The organism is Bacillus sp. FSL M8-0256 (genome assembly GCF_038005765.1).
GTDB classification, from domain to species: Bacteria; Bacillota; Bacilli; order Bacillales; family Bacillaceae; genus Bacillus; species Bacillus safensis.
Map to the genome: position 1 here is coordinate 2,070,138 of NZ_JBBOTU010000001.1, position 17,588 is coordinate 2,087,725.

The window sequence follows — 17,588 nt, forward strand, 5'->3', positions numbered from 1 at the left end:
TTCTCCTTTTTCAAGAATGAAAGCGTTATATTAGTATGATATTCGCTAAAATGATTGTTTTTTCTGAAAATGGTCTTGTGATCTAATCTGACAACTGCTATTATTATGAAATTACAAAATATTCAGGAGGAAATCATGAACAAAAAATTGATGCTGGCACTACTAATCGCGATTCCATTCATCGGACAGCTCGCATTGCTGCCTTTTGCGAACCGCATTCATCCATTTGTCATCGGCCTGCCCTTTTTCCACTTCTGGCTCTTGCTATGGATTGTACTCACACCAATTTGCACATTTATCATTTATAAGATGCAACATTCAAATGGAGGAACTGACTAATGCAAGGAAATTTAACAGCTTTATTGATTACTGCAAGTATTATTTTCATCGTCGTGGTCATCGGATTTGCCGCTGGTCGTGACAAATCATCAAGACAGTCAGTAGAAGAATGGTCTGTCGGCGGAAGAAAATTTGGCGGACTGCTCGTCTGGTTCCTCGTTGGCGCAGACTTATATACAGCTTATACCTTTTTAGGGCTTACAAGTACAGCTTATACAGCTGGAAGCGTCGCTTTTTTCGCTATTCCTTATTCAGTCCTAGCTTATTTTATTGCTTATTTCTTTTTACCGAAACTATGGACGGTAGCGAAAAATCACAACCTTACAACACTTGCCGATTATGCACGTGAGCGGTTTGACAGCAAGCTGTTATCCAGTTTGATTGCGATTGTTGGAGTACTTATGCTGATTCCTTATATTTGTCTTCAGCTGAGCGGAATTCAAGATACGTTAACTGTCGCTGGAACGAATTATATTAATGTGAATGCAGTAGTTATTATATCGTTTATTTTAGTCGCACTTTATACATTTTTCAGTGGTATTAAAGGTCCTACATATACAGCCATTATTAAGGATATTCTCGTTTGGGTGATCATGCTGTTTATGGTCGTTTCACTGCCAATTATTCATTTTAACGGCTGGACACCGATGATGAACACGTTAGCCAAAGAAGCCCCTCAGCTTCTAACAATCCCTGAAGGCGGTCCTAAGGGCATTTTATGGTTCATTACTGCTTCAGGCGTTTCTGCTCTTGCTTTGTTTATGTGGGCACACGCAGCAACTGGGGTTTTTACAGCCAAAAGCGCAGATGCCATCCGTAAAAACAGCATGTTTTTGCCTCTTTATAATATTGTATTGATTTTGGTCATCTTCCTTGGATTTATTGCTTTTTTAGTCTTACCAGAAGATACAAATCCAAGATTTGCTCTTCTTCATTTAATTCAAACATCATATGGCGGTGTGATGCAGGGGCTCGCTTATTCAACGATTGCACTGGCTTCCCTCATTCCATGCTCCATCATGGCCATTGGCGCATCGAATTTATTTGCCAATAATTTATACCGTGACTTAATTCATCCGAATGTGTCACCTAAAAGATTGACCATCATTACACGTTCGATGGTGTTTATCGTCATCGGGCTCGCTCTTTTATTCGGGATGCTGTTCCCAACTGCACTTGTCACGCTTCAGCTCATTGGTGTTTCAGGAATGGTTCAAATCTTCCCAGCTATTGCCATCAGCTTATTCTGGAAAAAACAATCGAGAGAAGCAACGATTGCCGGGTTAGTCGTTGGAATCATCGTTACCTTTACAGCGAATATCTCACAAGTTACGTTTGGTCTTTACGAAGGTTTTCTTGGTTTACTAGCAAACGTCGTCGTTATCTTGATTTTGAATCCATTCTTCCAAAACAAGGTCACATCCAATTCTGTCATGAATGATCTATTTGAAAAGGATCATGAAAAAACAGAAGCGATCACAAACGAAGTGAAAGGATAAGAAAAAGCAGTCCCCTGATGAGGACTGCTTTTTTTTATTTCATTTCTTTTTTCAAGACTTCAATGGCTTTTTTCATTTGTGTATCGTTGTTCTTTAGCTTATCTTGGATCTTTGTCATCAGAACGGTCGTTGTATCTCCTGTCAGAATACCGTCTGCCTTGAGATCGTTGTCTGTTTGGAAGTTTTTGACGATAGACTGGAATGCTTGATCGTACTCACCGTTTGCTTTTGCTTTGTAGCCAAGCGCTTGGAACATTTTTTGAGCTGCTTTGACTTCATCTCCATTGTCATTTAGCTCATATGATTTTTTCGGGCTTAAGTACGGCAGCTTTGCATAACTTGGGAGAGCTGCTTTCACCTGTGGTTCGATACCTTTTTTGTGAATCCAAGAACCGTCTGGTGTCAGCCATTTTGCAATGGTTAACTTGACACTAGAACCATCATTATAGTTTTGCGCATTTTGAACAGTTCCTTTGCCAAACGTCTTTTCACCCACAATTTGAATGCCTGAAGATTGGTGCAGAGCCGCCGCCATGATTTCAGCAGCGCTGGCTGAACCGCCATTTACAAGGACAACTGCCGGCTGATGGACTTTGCGTTCTTTTTCAGCCTTGTACACTTGTTTCTTCCCTTTTTCTTCAACCTGCATGATGACTTTCCCTTTATCAATAAAGTCATTGCTCATTTCAATGGCTTCTGTCATGATGCCGCCTGGATTATCTCTCAGATCAATGACAAAACCTTTTGCCCCTTTTTTCTCAAGGTCATCAATTGCTTTATCCAGCTCTTTCGATGTGGTTTCAGCAAAGGACGTAATTTGGATTTCTCCTATTTTGTCTTTTGTGAGTTTTGCATACACCGTTTCAAGCGGAATCGTGTCTCTTGTGATGGTCACATCTACATTGCCGACTCCTTGACGGTTAAGATGCAGCTTAACATCCGTTCCTTTTTTCCCTCTAATGAGAGAGACTGCTTTATTGACCGACATTCCTTTGGTGCTTTTTCCATTCACTTTTAAAATATGATCATGAGGTTTCAAACCAGCTTTTTCAGCAGGAGAGCCTTTAATCGGCGCGACAATTAAAATTTGTCCATCCTTCTCTTCTACTTGTGCACCAATTCCTTCAAATGAAGAAGAAATGGTATTGTTAAATCCTTCGGCTTCCTCCTGATCCATATATGTAGAGTATGGATCATCAAGTGATGCAATCATTCCTTGGATCGCACCATCTACTAGTTTTTGATCATCCGTTTTTTCGTAATACTCATCCTTTACCTTCGTATACGCAGCCATGAGTTTACTAAACTTCTCGTCTCCTGAGACGCTGACAGCACCTTGTTTTGTGATCACAAATGTAATCGCTGAGGACAGTGCAGCAGTCACGAGAATGGCTACCACGAACTTCATTTGTTTTTTCAAAAAAACACCACCTTTATCTCCTTTCATTATTATCAAGGACGAGGCTTCATCCGTCAACCAAAGGATCAACTTCTATTTGAAAAGATAAGCCATTTGCCCCTCTATTGCATAATCTTTAGAGAGGAACAGGATAAGGAAAGAAGGGATTATATGAGTGATTATGTAGAAATGCTTGCTTATTTTGGCGTATCAGGTGCCCATCCTGGCGGAATTGAGTTAACAAAAACGATGATTGAGCATATAAAACTGCCGCCTCATGCACGAATACTGGACGCTGGATGCGGTACAGGACAGACCGCCGCCTATTTAGGAAATATTGGTTATCAGGTGGAGGCCATTGATACGCATCCATTGATGATTGAAAAGGCGAACCTGCGATTCAAACGGGAGGAACTGCCGATCCGTGCTTTAGAGGCATCCATTGAGCAGCTGCCCTTTCCAGATCAAGCGTTCTCTCTACTCATCAGTGAATCTGTTTTAAGCTTTACCAAGCTGCCTGATGCACTAGCTGAAATCAAACGTGTGCTTGCTCCTGGCAGTCAACTGATTGCAAATGAAGCTGTGTTAAAAGCCCCTCTTACGCCTGAAGAGCTGGCAGCTGTTCGAAATTTTTACGGCTTTCACTCGCTCTTGTCGCTTGAAGAATGGAAGGAGCAGTTAACAGCAGCAGGCTTCCGTGACATTCAGATTCTTTCATTCGATGAACATATGGTGCAGGAGGAACCGACAGAGATGGCATTATCTGAACACATACCGCCTTCTCTTTACGAGACACTGCAAACACACTACGATCTCATTCAAGCACACCGAAAGCAGCTAAGCCACATTCTATTTGAATGTACCGTATAAAATGAGCGAATCTCCTATATGTTTTGTCCAAACTCTATGAAGTCTCTCGCATAGGATAAGAGTGAAAAGAGTTTGTCATAAGGAGGAAAAACATGGAGCGCTACTACAAGCTTTGTCAGCAGCACATGGGGAAAGTCGCTAGAATTACTGACCGTAATGGCAGAGTACACGTCGGACGCATTGAGCGTGTGACAAACCGCAAAGTTTATATTCGTCCAGTCGGCGGGTCTCGCGGAGGCTTTGGCTTTGGCTATTGGGGCGGATATTATGGCTGGGGTGCAGCGTATGGCATCGGCCTCGGTTTCATTACCGGCTTCGCATTAGCAGGATTGTTCTTTTTTTAAAAGAAGAATAAGAGAAGGCCTCCCGAATAGCTGGGAGGCCTTTAACTTGTTTAGATTTTCTTTACTTTGTTCATGTATTCTTCAAATGTTAAATCATGATCATGCATCGCTTTTGCGGCTTCTTTTCCCACATAGCGCAGATGCCACGGCTCATATTCGTATTTCGTAATGTCTTCTTTTCCTTTTGGATAACGGATGATAAAGCCATATTTATAGGCGTTTTTAGCCACCCATTTGCCATCTGGTGTTTCACCAAACTTTTCAGAGATCTCAAAACCGGCACTTTTTGAGGAAATGTCCATGGCTAAACCTGTTTGATGTTCACTTTCGCCTGGTAAAGCGACTGCTTCTTGTGCTTTTTCTTTGCCTTTTAATTTGACCTCACTATCAAAAATGACTTTTTGACGGTCATAGGAGCGATAGCCAGATACTGCAGCAAGCTCGAAGTTTTCCTTTTTTGCACCTTTGAATAACTTCTCAAGCGCTTCCGCTGCTTCTTTGCGGATATATCGCTTTTCAATATCTTCCGAAAAAGAGAATTCTACTTTTGGTACAACGAGATCAGAAGGTTTATAGGTTCCTGGTAATGCATATTCTTTGTTGACAAGTGCTAGCACATTTTCAGGATTTTGAATGGTTTTCAGACCACTCACAACCTTGATGTCATTGAAATATTCACTCTTTAACGTCAGCTCTTGATTCGATGAATCTGCCTTATCGTTTGAGTTGTGCTGGGGAGATGAACTTGCTGCGTTTTTTTGTTCGTTTGTTTTGTTTGATTCAGATGTACCGCTTTTTTGATCCAGCAACTGGCAGCCTGATAGTGCGGCTGTCAAACCAAGAATCGATGCGATTGAGAGTATTTTGTAGCTTTTCTTCATGACATACCTTCCTTTTGCTCTTCTAAAAAAATAAAGATGCGCTACATTGTAGCACACCCTTTATACTATTATAAAACGGAGTCTAGCGCAATTAAGATCATTTCATCAAACGTTGTTTGACGCTCTTCAGCCGTTGTTTCTTCTCCTGTTAGAACGTGGTCACTCACAGTCAAAATTGATAACGCTTTTCGATCAAATTTTGCTGCAAGAGAATAAAGAGCGGTTGTCTCCATTTCGATCGCTAGGATACCATATTGAGCCATGAGCTCAAGTGGTTTTTCATTGTAAAATTGGTCTGCTGTAAATACATTTCCGACACGTACAGCGACATTTTTTGCTTCTGCTGTGTCGTAGGCTTTCTTGAGCAGGCCAAAATCAGCACATGGCGCATAATCAATCGGTCCAAATGCCACACGATTCATTTGTGAATCTGTTGATGATGTCTGGGCTAAAATGACGTCACGTACATGAACATCTCTTTTGATGGCTCCGCAAGATCCAACGCGAATTAAGTTTTGAACATCATAGCTTTGAATGAGTTCATTCACATAAATTGAAATAGACGGTACGCCCATTCCAGTGCCCTGTACAGAAACACGTTTCCCTTTATAGGTTCCAGTATAGCCATACATTCCGCGTACTTCGTTATAGCACTCAACATCTTCTAAATATGTATCTGCAATATATTTCGCACGAAGCGGATCGCCTGGCAGCAATACCGTTTCTGCAATTTGTCCTTTTTCTGCTCCAATATGTACACTCATTTTTTAGCCTCCACTTACGTTTACTATGTATTTTATCCTATTTATTATAAACGATCGAGCTTAAAAAGGAAAATGCCAGCTGGATCTCAAGCTGGCATCATTCATGATCTATTTAACCTATCGTCATTAGTTCTTCACTGCGTTTCCACCCTGCCGGAGAGAGCTGATAATAGCACTTCCCCTTTTTCTTATCATCAATCACAACAATATCACCTGTTGTGATAAACCGCGCATTGTAATCATTAGGGACTGTATCATGTACATTAAATGTCGAGAATGCTTTTTCCAGTACATCAAGGTGTGTTCTGCCGCCAATCTTTGTCCGGTACACAGGCTGATGCCCGCTTGCAGCGCCATATTCAGGTGTCTGATAAATGGTTAAGTGAAATGCTGAAGGTTTCTTTTGAAAAAATCTCAACGTCAATTGCATTCAAATCCCTCCCCTTTTATATAAAATTGGCTGGGATCTGTCAATTTCCTTCTTCTATTTTTGTCGAATGACAGGCAATCTTTCGTCAATCTTTTTACAAATAAGAAATAAAGCGAGTCCTATCGCAAAGCCTCCTGCAACATCTGTCAAATAATGCACCCCGATATACATCCGGCTGATGCCAATGGCCAGAACGCAAAGCCCTGTGATCAAATAGACGATTTTTTGTCTTTCTTTCAGCCATGGGATCATTTCAACTAATAGATAAGCAATAAAAGGGTAGATGGTGGCTGCATTCATCGAATGTCCGCTCGGAAAGCTGTAATACGTTTCAACTACAAGGTGATCAAAGGCCGGACGCTCTCTAGCAAACAGCCCCTTTAATTCATGATTGATTGTTTTTTCTGTGAGATATAATAGAAAAAGCATCATGATAGAGTAGTAGCGCTTATACATAAACAAGACCACACTAAAAATGAGCATGATTGGAACGAGCAGCGCGCTGATGCCTAAGTCCGTCAAAGCCAGCATGACATCATTTAAAAAAGGGAATCTGATGCTTTCAAACCATAAGATGATCTGGTTGTCCAAATCTTGAAAAGCCCCAGATACCATGAGCGCAGCAATGGCGCCAAACAAAATGAAAAGAAATAGGATGTACACGCGAAGGATTCCCCTCCCTCTCTCTTCAGAATCTCTTCAAAGTATAGTGCCTACCACGCCTCTTCTTCAACTATCATTGCTTTTTTCAGCATATATTCAAATGTAATGTCAGCCAGCTCAAATGTTTCAAGCTCAGCAGGTATGTACCCTCTTTTGATCAGCTCCACGTAGAAGAACTCCGCAATTTCCTCTGTATCAATCACCAAATCTGCTTCTTTCATTGCATTCCGCCTCCTTTTTTATGATGTATGAACGCCGGCTGTTTTTTATTACAGTTTGTCATAATGGCTCATTCCATACATATAAATGCAGTAAACAAAAAGAAAAGGGGCTTGAAAGAATGAAATGGTTAAGCATATTAGATGGAGAAACTTTTGATCAGGTGATGGGCCGTATCTTGAGGGGATGGTTTTATGTGATTGCATTTTTCTGTGTGCCTTATTTTTTATTCGTGTTAGGACAAGTCTTTCTTTAACCAAAATGTTCGTGTAAACTTTCCAAAATAAAATCCATCATATCCTTATATTCTGGATCTTTGAAAAATTCATAGAGAATTTTATAATCGTTATAAATATCAAGAAGCTCATCCACTATAGATACAGCCAGAAATTCAAGTGAAGATTCGCTTTCTTGTTTCTCTTCTAGCTGTAATAGAGCCGTTTGGACCATATCTTCTTCTAACTCTTTTGAGGTTTCTCCGACGTAATGCACAAAAAGAAGCTGATGAACAAACTGGTCCATCTCATATTTTCTTAGGACAAGCGTTAAATCTTCCTCTTCTGTTTCCAGCCACTCTCCGTCTTTCAGCCTCGTGAGTTCGTAAATGACATCTTCCCAGCCATCTTCAAGGTAACGCCAAATTTCAGTCCGATGCCCGATGATTTTAAATAACTCTTTTCCGTAATCTTTTACATAAACAACATCGCCAATGAGGAACTCATATTCAATGTCCAGCTTTTCTGTGTCGACAATCACTCCGCTATACTCATCGTAAAGCTGGAGTGATGTTTCAAAATAAAGCACCTCATTATGATTGACCTCATATAAATAGTGCTGGTCAATTTGATGGACTTTTGTAATCGTTCCGACTGTGCCGTACATGACAACGACGACAATATCCCCTACTTGATATTTTGGTGCTTTCGCCTTCATTCTGTCTCCCCCTTGCCCGACTTTTGGTCTTAACGTATCGTATGCCGGCGCAAGGAATTCTGCATGGGCAACCACACCATGCAAAACGCCATTTTATTTCTCATGAAAAAACCGCTTCTCCATTCGGATAAGCGGTTGTGTGTTATTTTTTTTTGACTTCTACTTCGTATTGCTCAAACGCTTCGTCAAATGTTGTCATTGAGCTTAAATAATCACCATTTAATTCTAAATAAGCGCACAGCTCATGATAATCTGTGGAAGCTTTAGGAAAGCTGTGATCCTCATACGCAGCATTTGCGAAATGGCTGATTTCATCTTTCGGTTTTGGATGTCTGAACTTCATTAAATAATGGTAAAACGACTTCACCTGTTTTTCCCTCCGCGACACACTATTTTGTTGTTATATTATACAGCAATTTGATGACTTGTATAGGCGGAGGTACAACTTATGATGAAAAGTCAAAGTAATTTCGCTTTAATAACCGCTCCATGCTCATTAATTCCTCGTAGGAGATTTTTTCTGGAAGTTTTGTCTGATCCACTAAAATTAATTGATCCTCAATCTCTTTGACCGTCTCATCTTTTTGATAGATCATCCCGCAGTGCGTGCAGGAAATGGACGGCGTTTCGATGATTTCAATTGATTGTGTGCCCGTGATCAGTTCCCAATAGACTGTTGTCTGCTCCGCATTTGCTTTGTTTTCCTCACACCAATCACATGTCAGCAAGGCTATTTCTCCTCCTTTACGGTTTGTTCTTTTTTGAGCTGCGCTTGATATTTCTTCTCTTTTAATTCATCTCGTTTTTCACGTTTGTTTTTAAGTGTGTCGTGCTCAGGATTTGTCTCATATGCTTCTCTACGTTTCATTCGGCTTAAATTCTCAGGCGTAAACGATCTCGCTTCATCCTCAAATAGTGCGGTAATACCAATTGCCGGCTCTTGTTTCTCTTCATAAATTTCATTAAAATACGCATCTGCCTGGCCTGCGACGTAATGCTCTGGTTCTGGATAAGAGGTGATGACACCTTCAAAGTTACGAAGGACGACTTTCTCAGGGCTTTGCGATAATAAATAATTTGGCTGTAAGGCAATTTTCCCTCCGCCTCCTGGCGCATCTACAACAAAGCTTGGTACTGCGTAACCACTCGTATGTCCTCTTAAGCCCTCAATGATTTCAAGCCCTTTTGATACCGGCGTTCTAAAGTGGCCAATGCCCTCAGATAAATCACATTGATAAATATAATATGGTCTGACCCGAATCTTCACAAGATCGTGCATCAGCTTCTTCATAATCGGCACACTGTCGTTAATACCTGCAAGGATGACGGCCTGATTCCCTACAGGAACGCCGGCATTCACAAGACGTTCGCACGCTTCTTTTGCTTCTTTTGTGATTTCAATACTTGTATTGAAATGGGTGTTCAGCCAAACTGGGTGATATTTTTTCAAAATCTCGCACAGCTCATCTGTAATACGCTGCGGAAAGACAACCGGCGCGCGGGTTCCAATCCGAATGATCTCAACGTGCGGAATATCTCGTAAGTTTTTCAAAATGTATTCAAGCACTTGATCATTGATTAAAAGCCCATCTCCGCCAGAAATTAACACGTCCCGCACCTCAGGTGTTTCTCTAATATATCCAATTGCAGCATCTAACTGCTTTTTCGGCACACCCATACCAATCTGGCCGGAAAAACGTCTTCTCGTACAATAACGGCAGTACATGGAGCACTGATTTGTCACAAGAAACAGCACACGATCTGGATATCGGTGCGTGAGCCCTGGGACAGGTGAGTCCTCATCTTCATGCAGCGGGTCTTCCAGATCATATTTTGTTTTATGAAGCTCTTCTGCAATTGGCACAGATTGCATACGTATTGGACATCTTGGATCGTCTGGATTCATCAGTGAGGCATAGTAGGGTGTAATGTTGAGTGGAATGGTTTTGGTGGAAATCTTCACCCCTTCTCGTTCCTCTTCTGTTAAGTTTACGATTTTTTCTAAATCCTCAAGCGTTTTCACGGTATGCGTCAGCTGCCAAATCCAGTCGTTCCACTTTTCCTCAGGTACATCCTTCCAAAGCTCAATGTCCTTCCAGTGACGTGCCGGTTCATACAATTTCTGATTCATATCCATTCCCCCTATCAGCATTCACTTTATACTATGCAAGTTATGTGCCAACATGGGAAAATGCCCCTATTCTTTACAAAAGGAGCTTTTACCCGTCATATTCAATTGGATGTTGTGCCTATATTTCGGCATCTGCATATTTCTTTAATTTATATTGCAGCGTTTGTCGAGGGATTTTTAAAGCAGCGGCGGTTTTTTTAATATTCCCATTATGCTGATGTAAAGCTTCTTGAATCAATGTTTGTTCAAATGAAGACACTTGATTTTTTAAGGAGAATTCAGATGTTTCTTGTTCCAGCTTCTGCTCACGTAAATGAGCCGGAAGGTATAAAGGGATGATCTCTTCCGCTTCCTTTGGCATCATCAACACAGCATGTTCTATTGTATGTTTTAATTCTCTGACATTCCCAGGCCAGTGGTGCGCCATAAACAATCGTTCCGTTTCTTCAGAAAGGCGTGTAACGTTTTTTGAAAACTGCTGACGATAGGTTTGAATGAAGTGGCGGGATAGCAGCGTGATATCTTGCTTTCTTTCACGAAGCGGCGGGATATGAAAAGATGATACATGCAGTCTATAAAATAAATCTTCTCTTAAAATTTGCTTTTTCACTGCTTCGAATGGGTCTATATTGAGCGCAGTAATGAGCCGAACATCCACTTGAATGGACTTTGCATCACCGATGCGGCGTACCACGCCATCTTCTAACACACGTAATAATTTCGTCTGCAGCGTGAGCGGCATCGCTTGCAGCTCATCAAGAAAAAGTGTGCCCCCATCAGCTAATTCGAAAAGTCCCTTGCGATCAAGCGCGCCCGTATAGCTCCCTTTGACAGATCCGAACAATAGGCTCTCAAGTAACGACTCTGGGAGTGCTGCGCAGTTTTGCGGAATGAACACTTGATTTTTTCGATCAGATTCATGGACAATGGCTTGAACGAGCACTTCTTTTCCTGTCCCTGTTTCCCCGTAGACAACAACTGATGATGGATAAGCAGCTGCTTTTTTTGCCCTTTCAAGCATTTCTTTTAAAAGCGGATCATTTGTTAAAAATGAAGCAAAATCATGCATTTGTACGACCTCAGCCGCATCTTGTGTCCGCTTTTTTTGATCTAAACGATTGGAAAGGGCTGACAGCTTTGAAACATCTTTTGCGACTTCGACCGCGCCTATTAACTCGTTATCTTCGATAATAGGCAATGTCGTGTTCACTGTTTCAATCCTTTCTCCATTTTTATTCAAATAGGTTTGCAGCGAATGATAAATGGGCTTTCCTGTTCGCAACACATGCATGAGCGTACTTGTTTTTTCAGTTAAAGAGGGATACACATCAAGGATGTACTTGCCAATCACCTCTTCTTTTTGTAAAGAGTCAAACTTAGCGGCATTATGATTGTAAAAAATCGTCATCCCTCGATCATCTACAACGTGAATGGCTTCATCAATAGCTTCTAAAATCAATTCAAACCAATCTGCTCTTTCGACATCCTTCCCCATTCTTTCCCCCTCACTTTCAGTGCCAAAAAACCGGCATCAATTGCCAAGTTTTCAGCGGCTTGATCGTTCTTAAAGGTTCCTGTCCTTTTCATGTTTCGCTTTTTCCTTTCTACTTCCTGCAATCATTGCGAAAAAAGCACCCCTCTTATGAGGAGTGCTTTCGTCCGGATGTTTGATAAAGAGACATATCGAATTCTTGCAGCGATTCCCTATACAGCGGCACAATCGGCTTTCCTTCCTGAAAAAACGCAAATTGGGATGGGTACAGCTTAATCGGCTGATGATAAAAAGCAAATCGCTTCACGACCTCAGGATCAATTCGGCAAAAGGTATGATGCACAAGTAAATAAACATCTTGTTTCCATTTAAACAGGCGCCTGTTTGGCGGACTGAAAACTGGAGAAGCTTGAATGATGCTGCCATCCTCAAATGCCTGGAGCTGATCATTTGAAATCGTATAGATCTCCTTTGGGTGAAACTGAAAATATTGCACGTCACGTTTTGAAGCAAACCGTCTTTTTTTCTGATCTTCAATATAAAAGAACGTTTTCCCATAATCTGCGGTGACAACTGTATAATTGGGTACTGCCAGCTTCTCTTTCATTTCATATTTCATCTCACATAACAGCGGAACACGGATCGCACGCCTGTTCTTTTCATTGATCCAGCGTTTTTCAATTCCATGAAGTTTCCCGTCTGCGATTTGATAATAAGCTCCTTCTTTTTCAATGACCGTTCCGTCAATTAAATCATACGGCATACTCGAAAACAGATGATGAAAGGAATGAGGCGTTTTATACGTTGTATCCAGTACATCTTTTAATGGAAAAAACGCAGCGAAGTGATTCAGCCTCATCCAAAATACAGAATCTGCATGATGCCAGTGCTTTGGCTCATCGTCCCAATATTGTCCGTATTTTTCATAAATCAGTGGAAGCAAGCAGCTTCTGTGCATGACCGAACAATGGTCCACTTGAAAGGACGCATGCTCTAAGATTTGATCTGCTTCTCGAATAAAACTCATCGTTTCCACTAAATGCTGATCAACATGCACGACCCGCTGCGAGGAATACACAATATCTATGTGAGGCTTCGACCGAAAAACATCCACCATTTTAAGCAAACGATCTTTATGGTACACGGTATCATCGGTTAAATAACAAATGAGCTCACCTGTTATACGGGTTAATGCTTCATTAATAAGCGTCGCATATCGTGCGGTTAACAGCCGTTTTGCCGGATGAACTGTGTGCGAATACAGCTGAATGCGTTCATCACTTAAATAGGGCTGGATCTTTTGAATGGTGCCCTCTTCTGAGCCATCATCCATAATCAAAAGCTCCCAATGCGGATACGTTTGATCTACCATACTCTTTAGCACACGATCAATGAAATCTGGTTTATTGTAGCTTGTTAAAATCACCGATACTTTCATGATCATTATCCTTTTTGATTAGATTAAAAAGCCCCCCAGCTGACAATGTTCACATAAGGAACACTCACTCTTAGCTGATTTGTCGCGTTTTTAAATACTGCAACCGTATCAAACAATTGCACGACAACCACGTTTTGAAGTACATCTCCATTGACTAAATGAACACGCGGCACTGGAATGCCAAGCTCAAGCCATGGACGAAGTAATTCTTTGATGTCTGACACATTCTCTTCCCCACTTTCTTCTAAAAGACGAAGAAGAAGTAAAATCAAGATAACTTCAAGCACTCCTTCCGACTCTAGTAATTCTTCGTTCCAACCATCTAATAATTGTTCAAATTCCATTCATAATCCCTCTCTCTTCACATTTAATCTTTACTAGAGTATGAGCGCCACTTCATTTAGCCTCAGCATTTGAAAACATTTTTAAAAATGTGTGAAGTGATTAAATGAAAAAAAGATCAGGAATCAGCGTTCTGCTTATGCCAAAAAAAATGAACGGCATATACATAGGGGTGAGTTTGAATTGATGAAGAAAGGATGGGGAAAAAATGAGCGAAAAGCGTGCTGAATTAAAAAAGGAACTATTGAAAGTGTTTTTCAAACCAATTACTCATGCATTAACAGCTAATCTCGAAGAAGGAGGAGTTCAAATGGAAGAAAAATTGAACGATTTATTAAGTGAAGTGGCAGCTGAGGCATCACCTTCAGATTCTGCTACAACACTCGATGTATCTCAGCCAGCAAGATGGATCTTTGCAAGACTTGCACCAGGAACAGTCATTAGCATTGTCACTGACTCAGGAGATTTAATTGGGCCAGTTCAATTTGTATCATTCGATGCTTCAACAGGCGTTGTATTTGTTACACAAGAAAGCTCTGTCACACCTACAGGCTCAGCAACGACTCTATTAGATGTAGATAAAGTTGAAAGTGTTACATTCACATCTTAATGTGAGAGGATCATCATGAAGCTTCTTTATATCAGTTCTGGCTACGGCGGAATCTATCACATGTTTGATCAATGGGTAGAAGAAAGCTTCATTGATTCCCCCTTTTCATGTGTAAAGATTGATAGAGAATCTCTACCCACTAACATGCACAAAATCCGGACATTTTCTCCGGATTTTGTTTTGATGATGATCGGTGATCATGTTCCGGAAGATGTGCTTCATCAATTCAAACAAGAAAAAATCCCGATTGTTCTTTGGATGACAGAAGATCCCTTTTATACAGATGTGTCAGCTGCTTGCGCACATGAAGCTCAACTTATATTAACGATTGATGAAGGGGTTTTGCCATTTTATAAACAATTAGGCGCTCTAAATACGCACTACTTTCCCATTCCGGCAAATACACGTGTCTTTCAGAAAAATGAATCGCCAGAAGAGATGTGCACGTATGACATTGCTCTCATTGGCTACCCTTATCCCAACCGCATCAAAGCCATCGATACACTCTTGCAGCAAAACAAATGGCGTATTCTCGTTGCAGGTAAGGAATGGCACCGTCACTTAAATAAATCACGGAGACATTATCGTGATTTCACACTGATAACGAATTGGCTGAGTCCTCAGCAAATGGCGGACATCTATCAGCAGACAGCAATTGTCCTGAATCCGCATAGGCCGGCTCAATTTGCGTATAACAAAAACAAAGCCATGATTCAAAATATGAGCCTCAATAACAGAGCATTTGACATTGCTGCAACTGGAAGTTTTCAATTGACGGATCTACATCCACCGCCTGCTTTTTCAAGCTTTGCTTTTTACAAAGATGAGGATGATTTGATAAAACAGGTGGAATACTATGGATCAAATGCAGGTGAAAGAAAGGCGGCCGCACTGAACAACTATGAGCAAGCCGTTCGCTGGAATACATTTGATACGATGCCACAAAGGCTTTATGACATTGTAAAAAGCGCCCTATAACTGGGCGCTTTCAAATTGTTGACAAAGGGCTAAAATGTTCTTGATTTTAGCCCTTTGTCTTCTTTTCAGCGTGATAGAAAACCTTTGCAGTGTAGGAAGGGCGAGTACCGGAGCGGAGCGAATTTGACATTCGTGAGCACCGGAGCGCAGACCTGACACCGAATGCGAGGGTTTGTCTACACGCTGAAAGCGCCCTATGACTGGGCGCTTTTTCTCGTTGAATGCCAGCTTATGCATGATCTTCCGCATCTCGGCGAGCTAATAAGATTTTCTCCGCCTCTTTCCGGTCTGCCTCCTGTTTCACCACAAGCGACTGCGTGTGATCCATCATATATGCTCCGACAGATCCTTCTAAAAAGGAATGAATGCATTCTTTGGCATAATGAGAGCATGAAAAGCATATACCGCACCATTTAGCCGGCCATACGTATATGGCTGCTCCTGCCTTGGCATGAAAAAGTAATGATTGTCCTTATATAAAGTAGCTTCATTGTTTTCATGCAGTGTCCAAGTTTCATTTGGGTTTTCTAACGCCTCTGTAAAAGATGCGGTGCAGTCATATCCCCCCTCCACTAAAAGCTGCAAGCACTTCTCGATATCTGCCGGCTGTCTTAGAGGAGACGCTGGATGCAGATACAGCACAATATCAAAGGTTTTTCCCTCCCGCTCTAAATAAGCAAGCGCATGCTTCACAGCTAACAGTGACGGCGTTTGATCTGTCACATGTGTGCTTGGCAGTTCAATCACATTTGCTCCGTAATGAGATGAAATGATTTGCGTATTGACATCCTCTGAGGAGACGATGACTTCATCTAATTCAATCATTTGCAGTAACGGCTGAATGGTCCAATAGATAAGCGGCCTCTCAGCCAATATGCGTATGTGTTCATCATGCCGGCCGTCGTGACTTCTAAATGCAGGTATCATGGCTAAAATACGATTTCCCCTATACATGTCTTCTCTTCTCCCCTCGCGCACAGCTCCCTACAATTTTCTTCTCTGCCCGAGCTGACCGCAGTACTGAAGTATTCAGGTCTCTCGTTTTTCTAGTTGATCTCTTATCTCTCCATATTCTATTAAGACGACAAGCAGATGGTTATAATTTGTTCACCTAATTTATACATGAAGTGGTTCTTTTCCTCAAACGAATGCCGCTCTTTCACATATGATGCAAAGTAGAGAAATGAGAGTTGGGGGATTAGATATGTCCAAACAGATAGAAACGACTTTGAAGACCTTTTTTCGTGACAAAACAATATTGGTTACAGGCGGTACGGGGTCAATCGGCCGGCAAATCGTGAATAAATTAACAAGTTGCTCTCCAAAGAAGATAATCGTCTTCAGTAAAGATGACAGCAAACAATACATGATGAAAAATGAGTACGCAGATCATCAAGAGGTCGCATTCGCTTTAGGAGATGTCCGGGATGCAAGCCGCGTGAGACAGCTCGTCAAGGGTGTGGATATCATTTTCCATGCAGCGGCCTTAAAACAAGTACCCACTTGTGAAGATAATCCGTTCGAAGCTGTTCAAACGAATATCATCGGCGGGCAGCACGTCATTGAAGCCGCAATTGAACATGAAGTGAGTCATGTCGTCAACATCTCCACTGACAAAGCGGTTTCTCCAACGAATGCCATGGGTGCAACAAAATTGATTTCAGAAAAACTATTTTTCCAAGCAAACGAAAGTATTCCAAATAAAAAAACCAAGTTTTGCTCTGTACGCTTTGGCAATGTGCTTGGATCTAGAGGTTCCGTGATTCCGATCATGCTCCAGCAGCTATTAAATGAAAAACCTTTGACCGTGACTGATCCTCATATGACACGTTTTTTTATGTCCATTGAAGAGGCTGTTTCCCTCACACTTCAAGCAGCAATCATGATGAAAGGCGGCGAAACCTTCATTCTCAAGATGGAGTCCTTACAGCTTGCCGATCTCCTAAAAGCGTTTCATGAATATGCCGCTCAAATCAATGCTAAATCTCCGGATATTCTTGTAGTCGGAAAAAGACCTGGCGAAAAGCTTCACGAGGAGCTCACATTTCCGCACGAAGCAGATGCACTGTTTGAACATGAACAATTTTATGCCATTTTACCGAGACCACATTTGCACCCTGCCTTTCAAAAAGTCGACTTAACGAATTACACCTCAAAAGAAGCACCGCTCATTACAAAAGAAAAGCTGTTCCACATCATCGAACAATTACATCATACACATCATAAAAAATAAAAAATCGTCACACGGAAGCAGCT

Annotated in this window: 22 protein-coding genes; 7 read left to right on the top strand and 15 right to left on the bottom strand. The window is 41.4% G+C overall.

Translation table 11 applies throughout. The annotated features are described in order from the left end of the window. Positions 1–135: 135 nt before the first annotated feature. Together NSQ76_RS10360 and NSQ76_RS10365 are read left to right on the top strand one after the other, a co-directional pair. Complete coding sequence (locus tag NSQ76_RS10360; protein ID WP_024422700.1) at positions 136–339, top strand: DUF3311 domain-containing protein; 204 nt, start codon at positions 136–138, stop codon at positions 337–339. Beyond that, entirely contained in the window at positions 339–1,838 is a 1,500-nt protein-coding gene (locus tag NSQ76_RS10365; RefSeq protein WP_034621311.1) for a sodium:solute symporter family protein, read from the top strand. The genes NSQ76_RS10360 and NSQ76_RS10365 overlap by 1 nt, the downstream gene beginning before the upstream one ends. A 34-nt stretch (positions 1,839–1,872) precedes the next feature. Here NSQ76_RS10365 and NSQ76_RS10370 read toward each other — a convergent pair whose 3' ends face one another. Continuing rightward, positions 1,873–3,258: a S41 family peptidase gene (locus NSQ76_RS10370; protein WP_034621308.1), complete on the bottom strand. Its 1,386-nt coding sequence runs from the start codon at positions 3,256–3,258 to the stop codon at positions 1,873–1,875. Between the two features lie 150 nt (positions 3,259–3,408). Here NSQ76_RS10370 and NSQ76_RS10375 point away from each other — a divergent pair, with 150 nt between their 5' ends. Together NSQ76_RS10375 and NSQ76_RS10380 are read left to right on the top strand one after the other, a co-directional pair. After that, a complete protein-coding gene (locus NSQ76_RS10375) occupies positions 3,409–4,107 on the top strand; it encodes a class I SAM-dependent methyltransferase (protein ID WP_034621306.1) in 699 nt (232 codons plus the stop codon). 92 nt (positions 4,108–4,199) lie between these two features. Then, positions 4,200–4,451: a hypothetical protein gene (locus NSQ76_RS10380; RefSeq protein ID WP_024422704.1), complete on the top strand. Its 252-nt coding sequence runs from the start codon at positions 4,200–4,202 to the stop codon at positions 4,449–4,451. A gap of 50 nt (positions 4,452–4,501) precedes the next feature. On the opposite strand, the gene NSQ76_RS10385 is transcribed toward NSQ76_RS10380, so the two are convergent. The 13 genes from NSQ76_RS10385 to cgeC all read right to left on the bottom strand — a co-directional run bounded on the left by NSQ76_RS10385 (position 4,502) and on the right by cgeC (position 13,746). Next, positions 4,502–5,332 (bottom strand): M15 family metallopeptidase, encoded by an 831-nt coding sequence (locus NSQ76_RS10385; protein WP_024422705.1) that lies wholly within the window; start codon positions 5,330–5,332, stop codon positions 4,502–4,504. Between the two features lie 68 nt (positions 5,333–5,400). After that, the gene (gene deoD / locus NSQ76_RS10390; RefSeq protein ID WP_024428319.1) at positions 5,401–6,096 is read right to left on the bottom strand and encodes a purine-nucleoside phosphorylase; all 696 of its coding nucleotides are present in this window, start codon (positions 6,094–6,096) and stop codon (positions 5,401–5,403) included. A 112-nt stretch (positions 6,097–6,208) separates the two neighbouring features. Beyond that, positions 6,209–6,526 (bottom strand): hypothetical protein, encoded by a 318-nt coding sequence (locus tag NSQ76_RS10395; protein WP_034621301.1) that lies wholly within the window; start codon positions 6,524–6,526, stop codon positions 6,209–6,211. Between the two features lie 54 nt (positions 6,527–6,580). Continuing rightward, a complete protein-coding gene (locus NSQ76_RS10400) occupies positions 6,581–7,189 on the bottom strand; it encodes a phosphatase PAP2 family protein (RefSeq protein ID WP_034621299.1) in 609 nt (202 codons plus the stop codon). A 50-nt stretch (positions 7,190–7,239) separates the two neighbouring features. Continuing rightward, positions 7,240–7,410 (bottom strand): YozD family protein, encoded by a 171-nt coding sequence (locus NSQ76_RS10405; RefSeq protein ID WP_065214722.1) that lies wholly within the window; start codon positions 7,408–7,410, stop codon positions 7,240–7,242. Between the two features lie 250 nt (positions 7,411–7,660). Continuing rightward, complete coding sequence (locus NSQ76_RS10410) at positions 7,661–8,341, bottom strand: hypothetical protein (protein ID WP_024422708.1); 681 nt, start codon at positions 8,339–8,341, stop codon at positions 7,661–7,663. A gap of 142 nt (positions 8,342–8,483) precedes the next feature. After that, positions 8,484–8,708, bottom strand: coding sequence for a YozE family protein (locus tag NSQ76_RS10415; RefSeq protein WP_024422709.1), 225 nt, complete (start codon positions 8,706–8,708; stop codon positions 8,484–8,486). Positions 8,709–8,787: 79 nt separating this feature from the next. Further along, positions 8,788–9,069, bottom strand: coding sequence for a YokU family protein (locus NSQ76_RS10420; protein WP_024422710.1), 282 nt, complete (start codon positions 9,067–9,069; stop codon positions 8,788–8,790). A gap of 2 nt (positions 9,070–9,071) precedes the next feature. Further along, positions 9,072–10,472, bottom strand: a complete 1,401-nt coding sequence (gene ablA / locus NSQ76_RS10425; protein WP_034621297.1) for a lysine 2,3-aminomutase — start codon at positions 10,470–10,472, stop codon at positions 9,072–9,074. A gap of 118 nt (positions 10,473–10,590) precedes the next feature. After that, the gene (locus NSQ76_RS10430; RefSeq protein WP_285708671.1) at positions 10,591–11,967 is read right to left on the bottom strand and encodes a sigma-54 interaction domain-containing protein; all 1,377 of its coding nucleotides are present in this window, start codon (positions 11,965–11,967) and stop codon (positions 10,591–10,593) included. After that, entirely contained in the window at positions 11,928–12,059 is a 132-nt protein-coding gene (locus tag NSQ76_RS10435) for a hypothetical protein (protein WP_285708673.1), read from the bottom strand. The genes NSQ76_RS10430 and NSQ76_RS10435 overlap by 40 nt, the downstream gene beginning before the upstream one ends. 53 nt (positions 12,060–12,112) lie before the next feature. Continuing rightward, positions 12,113–13,408 carry a glycosyltransferase family 2 protein gene (locus NSQ76_RS10440; protein ID WP_327823045.1) on the bottom strand — a complete coding sequence of 432 codons (1,296 nt, stop codon included), beginning with the start codon at positions 13,406–13,408 and terminating at the stop codon, positions 12,113–12,115. A gap of 17 nt (positions 13,409–13,425) precedes the next feature. Next, the gene (gene cgeC, locus NSQ76_RS10445; protein ID WP_024422713.1) at positions 13,426–13,746 is read right to left on the bottom strand and encodes a spore maturation protein CgeC; all 321 of its coding nucleotides are present in this window, start codon (positions 13,744–13,746) and stop codon (positions 13,426–13,428) included. Between the two features lie 206 nt (positions 13,747–13,952). On the opposite strand from cgeC, the gene NSQ76_RS10450 reads away from it, so the two are divergent. Further along, entirely contained in the window at positions 13,953–14,354 is a 402-nt protein-coding gene (locus tag NSQ76_RS10450) for a hypothetical protein (protein ID WP_024422714.1), read from the top strand. Positions 14,355–14,369: 15 nt separating this feature from the next. After that, positions 14,370–15,332, top strand: a complete 963-nt coding sequence (locus NSQ76_RS10455; protein WP_024422715.1) for a CgeB family protein — start codon at positions 14,370–14,372, stop codon at positions 15,330–15,332. Positions 15,333–15,683: 351 nt separating this feature from the next. On the opposite strand, the gene NSQ76_RS10460 is transcribed toward NSQ76_RS10455, so the two are convergent. Further along, positions 15,684–16,286 (bottom strand): acylneuraminate cytidylyltransferase family protein, encoded by a 603-nt coding sequence (locus NSQ76_RS10460; RefSeq protein WP_341053692.1) that lies wholly within the window; start codon positions 16,284–16,286, stop codon positions 15,684–15,686. A gap of 250 nt (positions 16,287–16,536) precedes the next feature. Here NSQ76_RS10460 and NSQ76_RS10465 point away from each other — a divergent pair, with 250 nt between their 5' ends. After that, positions 16,537–17,565 carry an SDR family NAD(P)-dependent oxidoreductase gene (locus tag NSQ76_RS10465; protein ID WP_025093108.1) on the top strand — a complete coding sequence of 343 codons (1,029 nt, stop codon included), beginning with the start codon at positions 16,537–16,539 and terminating at the stop codon, positions 17,563–17,565. Positions 17,566–17,588 lie beyond the last annotated feature (23 nt).

Bases quoted from the DNA above. Each gene is read 5' to 3' on its own strand.
- NSQ76_RS10360 (WP_024422700.1), top strand. From the start codon at position 136: ATGAACAAAAAATTGATGCTGGCACTACTAATCGCGATTCCATTCATC.
- NSQ76_RS10365 (WP_034621311.1), top strand. From the start codon at position 339: ATGCAAGGAAATTTAACAGCTTTATTGATTACTGCAAGTATTATTTTC.
- NSQ76_RS10375 (WP_034621306.1), top strand. From the start codon at position 3,409: ATGAGTGATTATGTAGAAATGCTTGCTTATTTTGGCGTATCAGGTGCC.
- NSQ76_RS10380 (WP_024422704.1), top strand. From the start codon at position 4,200: ATGGAGCGCTACTACAAGCTTTGTCAGCAGCACATGGGGAAAGTCGCT.
- NSQ76_RS10385 (WP_024422705.1), bottom strand. From the start codon at position 5,332: ATGAAGAAAAGCTACAAAATACTCTCAATCGCATCGATTCTTGGTTTG.
- deoD (WP_024428319.1), bottom strand. From the start codon at position 6,096: ATGAGTGTACATATTGGAGCAGAAAAAGGACAAATTGCAGAAACGGTA.
- NSQ76_RS10395 (WP_034621301.1), bottom strand. From the start codon at position 6,526: ATGCAATTGACGTTGAGATTTTTTCAAAAGAAACCTTCAGCATTTCAC.
- NSQ76_RS10405 (WP_065214722.1), bottom strand. From the start codon at position 7,410: ATGAAAGAAGCAGATTTGGTGATTGATACAGAGGAAATTGCGGAGTTC.
- NSQ76_RS10410 (WP_024422708.1), bottom strand. From the start codon at position 8,341: ATGAAGGCGAAAGCACCAAAATATCAAGTAGGGGATATTGTCGTCGTT.
- ablA (WP_034621297.1), bottom strand. From the start codon at position 10,472: ATGAATCAGAAATTGTATGAACCGGCACGTCACTGGAAGGACATTGAG.
- NSQ76_RS10430 (WP_285708671.1), bottom strand. From the start codon at position 11,967: ATGGGGAAGGATGTCGAAAGAGCAGATTGGTTTGAATTGATTTTAGAA.
- NSQ76_RS10435 (WP_285708673.1), bottom strand. From the start codon at position 12,059: ATGAAAAGGACAGGAACCTTTAAGAACGATCAAGCCGCTGAAAACTTG.
- NSQ76_RS10440 (WP_327823045.1), bottom strand. From the start codon at position 13,408: ATGATCATGAAAGTATCGGTGATTTTAACAAGCTACAATAAACCAGAT.
- cgeC (WP_024422713.1), bottom strand. From the start codon at position 13,746: ATGGAATTTGAACAATTATTAGATGGTTGGAACGAAGAATTACTAGAG.
- NSQ76_RS10450 (WP_024422714.1), top strand. From the start codon at position 13,953: ATGAGCGAAAAGCGTGCTGAATTAAAAAAGGAACTATTGAAAGTGTTT.
- NSQ76_RS10455 (WP_024422715.1), top strand. From the start codon at position 14,370: ATGAAGCTTCTTTATATCAGTTCTGGCTACGGCGGAATCTATCACATG.
- NSQ76_RS10460 (WP_341053692.1), bottom strand. From the start codon at position 16,286: ATGTATAGGGGAAATCGTATTTTAGCCATGATACCTGCATTTAGAAGT.
- NSQ76_RS10465 (WP_025093108.1), top strand. From the start codon at position 16,537: ATGTCCAAACAGATAGAAACGACTTTGAAGACCTTTTTTCGTGACAAA.